Raw genomic sequence first — 10,849 nt, 5'->3', positions numbered from 1 at the left:
TTGTTCGTCTTTTGTTCGTCTTTTGTTCGTCATTCCTTCGTCTTTTGTTCGTCTTTTTCCCATCTGCCCGTGTGGCTCGCACCGTCTTTTGTTCGTTCTTTATTCGTCTTTTCCCCATATTCGTCTTTTCCCATCTGCCCGCGTCGGTCGCACTCGTAGAATATACTTTTTCACTTTTCACTTTTCACTTTTCACTTTTATTCGTATCTTTGCCACCCAAAAATATATAATTCAAAACTCAAAAAATGTCTAAACGTTATACCATTACGGCAGCCCTACCCTATACCAATGGACCTATTCACATCGGTCATTTGGCGGGAGTATATGTGCCAGCTGATATTTTTGCACGTTATCAACGCTTAAAAAACAACGATGTAGCCTTTATTTGCGGAAGCGATGAACACGGAGTAGCCATCTCTATCAAAGCCAAAAAAGAAGGTACTACCCCACAGGCTATTATCGATAAATACCACGCGATTATCAAGCAATCGTTTGCTGATTTTGGCATTTCATTCGACAACTATTCGCGTACTTCTGCCCCTATCCATCACCAAACAGCTTCCGATTTCTTCAAAAAACTGTATGAACAAGGTGATTTTATCGAAGAAATATCAGAACAACTCTACGACGAAGAGGCACACCAATTCCTTGCCGACCGCTTTGTGATTGGTACTTGCCCGAAATGTGGTAACCCAGAGGCTTACGGCGATCAATGCGAGCGTTGTGGTAGTTCACTCAACGCTACCGACCTCATCGACCCTAAATCATCAATCACAGGAAGCAAACCTACGTTAAAAGCTACCAAACACTGGTTTTTGCCCCTCAATCGCTACCAAGAGTTTTTGGAAAAATGGATATTAGAAGGTCACAAATCCGATTGGAAACCCAATGTACATGGGCAAGTAAAAAGTTGGCTCGACGATGAACTCAAACCGCGTGCTGTAACCCGCGACCTCGATTGGGGAATTCCCGTACCCGTAGAAGGCGCTGAAGGCAAAGTACTCTACGTGTGGTTCGATGCGCCTATCGGTTATATCTCTTCTACTAAAGAGTGGGCTGAACGCGAAGGCAAAGACTGGCGTCCTTATTGGCAAGACAGTGATACCCAATTGGTGCATTTCATTGGGAAAGACAATATCGTATTCCATTGCATTATCTTCCCAGCGATGCTCAAGGCTGAAGGTAGCTTTATACTGCCTGCAAATGTGCCTGCAAATGAGTTCCTAAACTTAGAAGGCAACAAACTCTCTACCTCCAAAAACTGGGCTGTGTGGTTACACGAGTATTTGCAAGATTTTCCTAATCAGCAAGATGTATTGCGTTATGTTCTTACCGCCAACGCTCCCGAAACCAAAGACAACGACTTTACTTGGAAAGACTTCCAAGCGCGTAACAACAACGAACTTGTGGCTATCTTGGGAAATTTCATCAATAGAGTGGTGGTGCTAACACAGAAATATTATGAAGGAGTTGTGCCACAAGCAGATACTTATAATAACGTAGATACTGAAACTCTTCGTCAAATCACAGAACTTACCGATAAGATAGAACAATCATTAGAACGTTACCGTTTTCGCGAAGCCCAACAAGAGTTGATGAATATGGCACGCTTAGGCAATAAATATTTAGCTGATGAAGAACCCTGGAAACTCATCAAAACTGACCCAGAGCGTGTAAAGACTGTAATGTACATAGCTTTACAAATTGCAACAGCTTTGGCAGTTGCCAGCGAACCTTTCTTGCCTTTCACTTCCGAGAAACTCAAACGTATGTTGCAATTGGGATCTATCACTTGGGAGAACCTAAAAACAAACGCCACCGAATTGCTAAAAGCAGGACATCGCATTGGTACTGCGGAACTTCTTTTCGAAAAAATTGAAGATGCCGCTATCGAAAAGCAATTACAGCGTTTAGAGAATACCAAATTAGCTAATAAGCAAGAAACGCAAGCCAATGCTGAAACTGAAGTAGCTCCACAAAAAGAACTTATCAGTTATGATGATTTTGCAAAGATGGATATTCGCATTGGTACTATCTTGGAAGCTGAAAAGATGCCTAAGGCAGATAAACTTCTCGTTTTAAAAGTAGATACAGGTTTTGATAAACGTACTATCGTTTCCGGTATAGCCCAAAGTTTTGCTCCTGAAGAGATTATAGGTAAAAAGGTAACCGTATTGGTAAACCTTACTCCACGCAAACTACGCGGTGTAGAAAGCCAAGGAATGATACTAATGGTAGAAAATTCCGAAGGCAAATACACCTTCATCAATCCTAATACCGATGGAATTACTAATGGTACTGAAGTAAAATAAGAATATTATAAAAGTAGAGATACAATGTAACTCTACTTTTTTCTTTTTAAGATATCTATCATTACTGCAATGATAATGAGTAGCACTCCTATAATAAGATTTGTTGTAAGACTTTCTTGTTGAAATATCCAAATACTAATAGCTACTGCTACAATGGGTTCCATTACCCCAATAATAGCCGTAGGAGTAGAACCTATCATTCTGATAGCATAAATAAGGGTGATGATAGAAAATAAGGTAGTTACTATACCGAAACTTGTGAGTAGTAAACTCATCTTTACCTCGGGGATAGGAAGAGGTGTACCTATAACCCATAGTTTTACAAGAAAATAAACTGAAGAAAATAAGGTAGAATAAAACGATACTTTTATTCCTGAAGCCGATATTTTAGACTTATTGACAATGAGCATATAGAGTGCATACGAAACTGCCCCAAGTAATGATACTCCTGCCCCTACATAGTTGATTGAAAAGTTTGTTACATCTTTTACACTGAGTAAGAAAACACCTATTAATACAATAAAAAGTGCTAAAATCGTAGGAAGAGTAATATGTTCTTTGAAGAAAAGCCCCAAGACAAGTGCTACTATTAGTGGATACATAAAAAATATAGTAGAAGCAATGCCTGGAGAGAGCAAATCGTAGGCAAGAAAGAGAAACTCAGCTGAAAGGGCGTACAACAATCCTAAAATGAGGAAGACAAATACTTCACGAGAAGTAATGCGCAGTGTTTCTTTTCGGTAGAAAAGATAAAGCATAATAAAAAGACTCGCTGTAATAAAGCGATAGAAAAGTGCTGCATCTACTGAAAAACCTTGCTGCTTGATAGGAATCATAAACAGCGGAATCATACCATAAGTAACCGCTGAAATAAAAGCTGCTAAATACCCTTTTACTATATCTTTCATAGTAAAAATTAAAAAAGCTCCGTTACATAAGGATAGTAGATAATACCTAGCACAATAGTAACTGGTATCACTGCAAAACCTACACTCCCTGCAGCTACATCTTTGATAATCCCAATAGTTTTATGATGATCTGGGTGAATGAAGTCGCAGAGTTTCTCAACGGCTGTATTGAGACCTTCAACTGACAGTACTATAGCGATACACAACAGTTGTACAATCCACTCATTGGTAGTAATGCCGAAACAAAAGCCTAAAATCACCCATACTAAAGAGATGACAATGTGTACCATCACTGGGGGTTCATTCTTTATTAAATAAAACAAACCTTGAAATACATATTGTAAGCTTTTGAGTCTTTTTCTTATAAATTCCATAATTCTTTATCTGATTTATTTTTTAAATCGCATTCCGATAACGCCAAAGATAGCTTCACGGATAATGCTTTTATTCATTTTTGATTTTCCTTTAATTCTATCGGTAAAGATGATAGGTACTTCTGTAATTTTAAACTTCTTGAGGTAAGCGCGATACTTCATCTCTATTTGAAAGGCATAGCCCACAAATCGGATAGTATTCAGGTCGATGCTCTCTAATACCCTTCGGTGGTAACACACAAAGCCAGCAGTAGGGTCTTTGATTTTCATTCCTGTAATCACCCTCACATAGATAGAAGCCCCATAGGACAACAAGATGCGTTGCAAAGGCCAATTCACTACATTCACACCTTTTACATAACGCGACCCAATCGCAACATCAGCACCTTGCTGACAAGCCTCATAAAGTCGTAAGAGGTCAGTGGGGTTATGAGAGAAATCGGCATCCATCTCAAAAATATATTCATAATCGCGTGCTAATGCCCACTGAAAGCCGTGAATATAAGCTGTTCCTAAGCCTTTTTTCTCTGTGCGTACCTCTAAAAAAAGTCGGTTAGGGTAAATATTTTGTAATTCGCGTACCTTATCGGCAGTACCATCAGGAGAATTGTCGTCTACAATAAGAATGTGAAACTTATCACTTTGGGCAAATACAGCCTTTATGATAGCTTCTATATTTTCAATTTCATTATATGTAGGAATGACAATTAACAATGGACAATTAATAATTTAACAAGGTGGGTATACACAAAAACTTTGCCAAAGTTGGTCGTAGCATAGTAAGCTATCTCACTTTGGCAAAGTATTTTTATATAAAATATTCAGTTTATCATTATTGTTAGCTGAATTACATATCTCCCATTTCTTTAGTAAGTTCAGCATTCATAGCGCGGTATACGCCTGTTTCGAGTTTCTCACGAATCGCTGAGAATGCTTCCAAAGTACGGTCGATATCTTCTTTACTATGTGAAGCGGTAGGGATAATACGCAAGAGTATCATTCCTTTTGGAATCACAGGATAAACTACAATAGAAAGAAAAATACCGTAGTGCTCGCGTAGATCGTTTACCATAGCCATTGCCTCAGGAATACTACCGTGCAAGAATACAGGCGTTACGCAAGTATTGGTATTACCGATATTAAAACCACGTTCTTTAAGTCCGTTTTGCAAACGATTTACGTTATCCCATAACTTTTGTTGTAGTTCGGGCATTGTTTCCATCATTTCCAAACGTTTCAAAGCGCCTTTTACATAAATCATCGGAAGTGATTTAGCAAACATTTGAGAGCGGAGATTGTATTTGAGGTAGTCCACTACTTTAGCATTTCCAGCAACGAAAGCTCCAATACCTGCCATTGATTTAGCAAAAGTAGAAAAATAAACATCAATTTCATCTTGTACACCTTGGTGAACTCCTGTTCCTTCTCCACGAGGGCCTAAGGTACCAAAACCGTGCGCATCGTCTACCAAAAGACGGAAAGGATATTTCTTTTTAAGGGCTACGATTTCTTTAAGTTTGCCTTGTTCGCCACGCATCCCGAAAACACCTTCTGAAATCACCAAGATACCGCCTCCTGTAGTTTCAGCTAATTTAGCCGCACGCTCTAAGTTTTTCTCAAAACTCTCCATATCGTTGTGTTGATAGGTATAGCGTTTACCAAAGTGCAAGCGTACCCCATCGATGATACAAGCGTGTGCATCAACATCGTATACAATCACATCGTTTTTGGTAACCAAAGCATCGATAATAGACACCATTCCTTGGTAACCGAAGTTGAGCAAATAAGATGCTTCTTTGTGTACAAATTTGGCTAAACGTTTTTCGAGTTCTTCGTGCATAGTAGTATGCCCGCTCATCATACGAGCCCCCATAGGGTAAGCTGCACCATACTCGGCAGCTGCTTCGGCATCTACTTTGCGGACTTCAGGGTGATTGGCAAGCCCTAAATAGTCGTTGATACTCCAGTTGAGGATTTCTTTTCCTTGAAATTTCATATGAGGGCCTAATTCCCCTTCCAATTTAGGGAATACATAATACCCCTCGGCGTGGTCAGACCAGCGCCCTATACTTCCTTTATTTGCATAAATATGCTCAAATAAATCTTTCATTCGTTCTTTATCTTATTTTGTTAATTGATAATTGTTAGTCAATAAATCCTTGTTTTTTCATCCAGTCGTCGCTATAGATTTTGTTCATATAGCGCGAACCGTGATCGGCGAGAAGGGCAACTACAATGCTGTTTTCATCAAACTTACCTGCCTCGGCATATTGTTTTACGGCTTGCATAGCAGCTCCACTAGTGTAACCCATAAAAAGTCCTTCTGTACGTGCCAATTCACGAGCGGTGAGCGCGGCATCTTTATCAGTTACTTTGATGAACTCATCAATAACATCAAAATCAGTAGCAGTAGGAATTAGGTTTTTACCTATTCCTTCTATTTTGTATGGATATACTTCAGCAGGGTCAAACACTCGGGTTTCGTGATATTTTTTGATAGCTGAGCCATAGGCATCTACCCCCAGTACTTGCACTCTTGGGTTTTGCTCTTTTAGGTAGTGAGCAATACCTGAAATGGTACCGCCTGTTCCACTACATACCACCACGTGAGTAATCTCGCCTTGTGTTTGTTCCCATATCTCACGCCCTGTCTGGTAATGAGATTCTGGGTTTAGTGGATTGAAATACTGATTGATGTAAATTGAATCGGGGATTTCGCTGTGTATACGTTTGGCTACCTCGTAATAAGAACGAGGGTCATCGGGAGCAACATTTGCAGGGCACAAATGCACCTCTGCTCCTAAGGCTTGGAGCATTTCTACCTTGTCGTGAGAAGATTTATCGCTAATAGCAATGATACAGCGGTAGCCTCTTAGAGCACTTATCATTGCTAAACTGTAGCCTGTGTTACCCGAACTGGTTTCTACAATAGTATATCCCGGTTTGAGAAGCCCTTTGCGTTCGGCGTCTTCAACGATATACTTGGCTACTCTGTCTTTAGCGGAATGACCTGCATTAAAAGCCTCAAGTTTAGCAAAATAACGCCCTTTGAGACCTTTGGTAATTTTGTGCAATTCCAATAGAGGTGTATTGCCAATGAGTTGTAGTAAGCTACTATGTACGTTCAATGATTCATCTATTTTCATTAGTTACTTAGTTTATTTTGAGTGGCAAAAATACGAATAATTTATCAATTAGCAAATTTCGATAAGCCCTTGAAAGTTGAGTTTATAAGGTTCATCTTTATATAGAGGGAGGGTTTCATCTGTTACATTGCTAAGCCCTACACCTGCATAGAAAGTGCGAGCGTTGTGTTTTTCGGCGTGTTTGCGCACCACTTCCATAAATACGATATCATATTTGGTAGGGTCGTCGCCATAAGGGACAGCCCGCACAATGATGAAGTACTTTTGGTTGTTCTTGTCTACGCATACAAACTGAGGGTCGCGTTTGAGTTCACTATTTACCAATAGGAATTCCCATTGTAGTTCCTTTTGCAAGGCTTCACCTACAATGTTCATCGCTAAATTGTGGAGTTCTTGACCTGTGAGGGGCGTCATATTCACTTTTTATATAGCGACTATTTTGCCAATTGTTCTAAACCATATACTATCAAGTCTTCTACTACTTTTTTAGTATCCTTAGTGAAAGTACCTGTAGGGCGGTTGGCAATGATAGCATTGAGTGAAACAGCTTGGTGTCCTAAGAGTTTAGAGAGCCCATAGATAGCAGAGGTTTCCATTTCGAGGTTCGTCATACGATGACCATTGTGATTGAAGCTATGGAGCTTGTCGTTGAGGTCAGGGTCTTGCACTGGCAAGCGCAATACGCGTCCTTGAGGACCGTAAAAACCTGGAGCAGTACCTGTAATACCTTCAAATACTCTATCGGTGAGGAGGCGTTTTTTGAGTTCTTGTCCGCAAGCAATGATATAAGGGCGACCTTTGAGAGGATTCCAACCTGTATGAACAATAAAAGCCTCTTCCATAGCGAGTTCACGTACCTTAGGACTATCTTTATACGAATGGAACATATTGTCCATACCCAATCCGTGAGAAGATAGCACAAAACTATCTACGGGTATATCAGCTTGTAGAGAGCCCGAGGTACCGAAACGCACTATATTGAGCGATGTGAGCTGCTCTTTGGGCTTACGGGTGTTCAAATCAATGTTGGCAAGGGCATCGAGTTCGTTGATAACAATGTCGATATTATCAGGACCTATACCGGTAGAAATCACGGTGAGGCGTTTACCTTTATAAGTACCTGTATGGGTGCAGAATTCGCGTTTTTGGCTGCTAAATTCTATATTGTCAAAATAAGCACTCACACGAGGCACACGGTTAGGGTCACCTACTAAAATAACAGTATCGGCGACTTGTTCAGGTCGCAAATTGATATGGTAAATACTACCATCGGGATTCAAGATAAGTTCAGATTCTTTAATCATAGTATGGTGGGTTTTTAATTCTAAAATATTATTACTTATTATATTTAACTTATTGTATTATTTTCTTTAAATAACTTTCAATAGCTGGTTTACATTCATTGTTAAACAGCTGTTCTAACTTATGAATTTGAGAATGTAAATCTGAAATGCTTTCATTAGTTACCTTATTTAAGTAGATAAGTATTTCGGATTCACGCTTGGCATTTATCTGTGCAAACATACTAGTCATTTTATGAGCTATTGCCTTAATACCTTTGTAATCCTTATTATCAACATAGATTTTTAAGCTTTCCAAGTTAGTATCTGTTTCGGCTAAGAAATGTTGATAAATATTAACAATACCTTCTATATCATCTCCCATAAAGTTCTCCAATACCTCAGGAGTATATCCTCCTGTGGAAGCATTATCGGTTAAGATAATTGTCTTTTGTTCTACTTTGGTGTCGAGCTTAGGGAAAAAGACTTTTAGTTTCTCATAAAACTGCTCAGGAGTAAACGGTTTAGGAAGGATACCAGAGAAGCCACTCTTCATATAAAAACTTTCGGGCACGTCGCGTCTGCCTGTAATGGCTAATACAGGAAGCGGGTTGTTCTTATACTGTTCATTGAAGAGCGTTACAAAGTGGAAGCCATTCATTTCGGGCAATTGTATATCGGTAATTACCAAGTCGAAATTATGGTTAGTCATTTGAGTAAACGCATCTCTACCATTGTTAAACGTAATAGCGTTAATATTTTTCTGCTTTAACAGTTCTTCAATGAGACTAAGGATAGAGAAATCGTCATCAATTACTATAATTGTAATCTTATTGGCGGGCTTGTTTGAGGTTATAATTTGAGGTGCTTTGGTACGCTCTACTACTTTTTCGGCTAAGAAGCGTAAGGTAAAGGTACTGCCCTTGCCTTCGTTACTCTCTAAATATATCTTACCTCTGAGTAAATGCGCCAATTTTTGAGAGATATGCAAGCCTAAACCAGAACCTCCATAACGCTTAGAAATCTCATCGTTGGCTTGAGTAAACTCATCAAAGATGTGTTGTTGCTGTTCTTTCTTTATACCAATACCTGTATCGGTAACGGCAATGCCTATTTCATACACATCGTTGCTTAACGGACGTGCATCGGCTTGTATGTGTACGTTGCCACGTTCGGTAAACTTAAAGGCATTAGAAATGAGGTTATACAATATCTGCTTCACACGATAAGCATCACTTGAAAAGTTTAGATTATTTACCGTTTCGGAAAAAGTGAAGGTAAGGTTTATTTCCTTAGTTTTATAAGCTGACTTCACATTATTGGCTACCTCATCAATAATTTCGGCGGTATTGAAAGGAACTTTTTCAACAGATATTTTTCCTGCCTCGATACGAGTATAATCTAATAGTTCATCTACTAATTTAGATATATATTCTGATGAATACTTGATATGTGAAAGATAATTCTTACCCTTATCGGAGATTTTCAGTTTGCTAAGCAATTCGGAATATCCCACAATAGAACTCAATGGAGTACGCAAATCGTGGCTTACCATAGAAATGAGTTGCTCACGGTTTTTCAGTAGGTTATACGATTTCCGGTTAGCGGTTTCGAGTTTACGACGATAACGTTGAGAGGTAACAAAATCATTGATAATCACAATAGAAGAAATGGCAATAATGCCCAAAGCTACCAAAAAAGCTAACATCAATAGGTTTTTACTATTCTCAAAAATAGCTCGACGCTCTTGACTTAGCTTTTGTGAATTAGCCAATACCTCTTCTTCAAAATTATGTAGTAGGTCGTCAAGTTTTTGAGATAAACGCACATCGTTTTGCCAAAGGCTTTGCATTCGTTCATTAATTTGGCTTTTAGACTCTTGCGTATCTTCATTTACCTTATTGAGCAAGGTAAGCGTTTCCATTACTACCTTATCGAATTTGGTATTTTTGAACGTTTTTGGAATCTTGATGTTCTTATATTTCTTTAAAATAGAGGCAATATCAGTAGCGGGAACAGGGGTATATTCTCTATTTTTACGTCGGGAATAGGTTTTGTTATATACTTCATAACCTAAATAAGGTTCCAAACTTGAGAGCTTACTGATGGCACTGCGAATAATGATAGAAGTACTGTCGCTTTCTTGAAAAGCTTTTAACTCCTGCAAGTTTTCACTTTTAAGATTTAGCAAAGAAGTAATAGTATCGAGGGTTAAGAGCTGTCTTTCGGAAGTAATATCACGACGAAATTTTAGTACCTCATTCTGTAAAGTAACATTCTTTTCTAAGAAAACTTGAAGCGCTTCTCTATCATCGGTACGTATAGCGACCCTTCCTGCGCTTTCGGTATCGTTCATCAGGGTGAGTATCTTGCTAATTTGGATAATTTTATTTCTGTCTTGCTGGTTAATTTCTTCTTGGTGTGAGAGTTTTTGTATTTCTTTATAAACTACATATCCTGCTACAATAGACACGCAGATGAGCAATACATAGCTCACAATAACTTTAAGAGTTACTTTGTTTGACTTCATTTTGAGTATTTTAGTGCGTAAAAAAGACATTTATTAACCGACAAAAGTACGACTTTTTTTTAAATGTACAACTATAATAAGAAAAATCTATATTTTTAAGAAGTAAAAGATAAAAAAATGGTTAATGATTAATGGTGAATGGTGAAATTGGGAGAGGATTATAGAAAGCTTATAAGATAGTTGAACAATGAGAGGCTTTTCAGTGGCTCTACAGTGGCTCTACAGTGGGTCTACAATGAATAAAAGACGGTGCGAGCTGCACGGTCAGATAGAGAAAAGACGAACAAAAGACGAACAAT

General features: G+C 38.7%; 9 protein-coding genes. 1 reads left to right on the top strand and 8 read right to left on the bottom strand.

Annotation, left to right across the window (positions count from 1 at the left end):
- Positions 1-245: 245 nt before the first annotated feature.
- On the top strand, positions 246-2,312 hold the full coding sequence (metG, locus tag HMPREF9072_RS11120; RefSeq protein WP_009411793.1) for a methionine--tRNA ligase: 2,067 nt from the start codon (positions 246-248) through the stop codon (positions 2,310-2,312).
- A 32-nt stretch (positions 2,313-2,344) separates the two neighbouring features.
- On the opposite strand, the gene HMPREF9072_RS11115 is transcribed toward metG, so the two are convergent.
- From HMPREF9072_RS11115 to HMPREF9072_RS11080, 8 genes are all read right to left on the bottom strand, one after another.
- A complete protein-coding gene (locus HMPREF9072_RS11115; RefSeq protein ID WP_009411792.1) occupies positions 2,345-3,220 on the bottom strand; it encodes a DMT family transporter in 876 nt (291 codons plus the stop codon).
- A gap of 8 nt (positions 3,221-3,228) precedes the next feature.
- A complete protein-coding gene (locus tag HMPREF9072_RS11110) occupies positions 3,229-3,594 on the bottom strand; it encodes a diacylglycerol kinase family protein (RefSeq protein ID WP_009411791.1) in 366 nt (121 codons plus the stop codon).
- A 15-nt stretch (positions 3,595-3,609) separates the two neighbouring features.
- On the bottom strand, positions 3,610-4,308 hold the full coding sequence (locus HMPREF9072_RS11105; protein ID WP_009411790.1) for a polyprenol monophosphomannose synthase: 699 nt from the start codon (positions 4,306-4,308) through the stop codon (positions 3,610-3,612).
- A 133-nt stretch (positions 4,309-4,441) separates the two neighbouring features.
- Positions 4,442-5,704, bottom strand: a complete 1,263-nt coding sequence (locus tag HMPREF9072_RS11100; protein WP_009411789.1) for an aminotransferase class I/II-fold pyridoxal phosphate-dependent enzyme — start codon at positions 5,702-5,704, stop codon at positions 4,442-4,444.
- Positions 5,705-5,738: 34 nt separating this feature from the next.
- A complete protein-coding gene (locus HMPREF9072_RS11095) occupies positions 5,739-6,740 on the bottom strand; it encodes a PLP-dependent cysteine synthase family protein (protein ID WP_009411788.1) in 1,002 nt (333 codons plus the stop codon).
- A gap of 48 nt (positions 6,741-6,788) precedes the next feature.
- Positions 6,789-7,154: a hypothetical protein gene (locus HMPREF9072_RS11090; protein WP_009411787.1), complete on the bottom strand. Its 366-nt coding sequence runs from the start codon at positions 7,152-7,154 to the stop codon at positions 6,789-6,791.
- A gap of 20 nt (positions 7,155-7,174) precedes the next feature.
- On the bottom strand, positions 7,175-8,044 hold the full coding sequence (locus tag HMPREF9072_RS11085; RefSeq protein WP_009411786.1) for a nucleoside phosphorylase: 870 nt from the start codon (positions 8,042-8,044) through the stop codon (positions 7,175-7,177).
- A 49-nt stretch (positions 8,045-8,093) separates the two neighbouring features.
- Positions 8,094-10,550, bottom strand: a complete 2,457-nt coding sequence (locus HMPREF9072_RS11080; protein WP_198143957.1) for an ATP-binding protein — start codon at positions 10,548-10,550, stop codon at positions 8,094-8,096.
- Between the last annotated feature and the right edge of the window lie 299 nt (positions 10,551-10,849).

Origin of the sequence: Capnocytophaga sp. oral taxon 324 str. F0483 (assembly GCF_000318315.2) — a bacterium.
Taxonomy (GTDB): Bacteria; Bacteroidota; Bacteroidia; order Flavobacteriales; family Flavobacteriaceae; genus Capnocytophaga; species Capnocytophaga ochracea.
The sequence above is the reverse complement of the archived record's forward strand: the minus strand, read 5'-3'. Positions and strand labels throughout refer to the sequence as shown.

Excerpts from the sequence above, each read along its gene's own strand:
- metG (WP_009411793.1), top strand. The coding sequence starts at position 246 with ATGTCTAAACGTTATACCATTACGGCAGCCCTACCCTATACCAATGGA.
- HMPREF9072_RS11115 (WP_009411792.1), bottom strand. The coding sequence starts at position 3,220 with ATGAAAGATATAGTAAAAGGGTATTTAGCAGCTTTTATTTCAGCGGTT.
- HMPREF9072_RS11110 (WP_009411791.1), bottom strand. The coding sequence starts at position 3,594 with ATGGAATTTATAAGAAAAAGACTCAAAAGCTTACAATATGTATTTCAA.
- HMPREF9072_RS11100 (WP_009411789.1), bottom strand. The coding sequence starts at position 5,704 with ATGAAAGATTTATTTGAGCATATTTATGCAAATAAAGGAAGTATAGGG.
- HMPREF9072_RS11095 (WP_009411788.1), bottom strand. The coding sequence starts at position 6,740 with ATGAAAATAGATGAATCATTGAACGTACATAGTAGCTTACTACAACTC.
- HMPREF9072_RS11090 (WP_009411787.1), bottom strand. The coding sequence starts at position 7,154 with ATGACGCCCCTCACAGGTCAAGAACTCCACAATTTAGCGATGAACATT.
- HMPREF9072_RS11085 (WP_009411786.1), bottom strand. The coding sequence starts at position 8,044 with ATGATTAAAGAATCTGAACTTATCTTGAATCCCGATGGTAGTATTTAC.
- HMPREF9072_RS11080 (WP_198143957.1), bottom strand. The coding sequence starts at position 10,550 with ATGAAGTCAAACAAAGTAACTCTTAAAGTTATTGTGAGCTATGTATTG.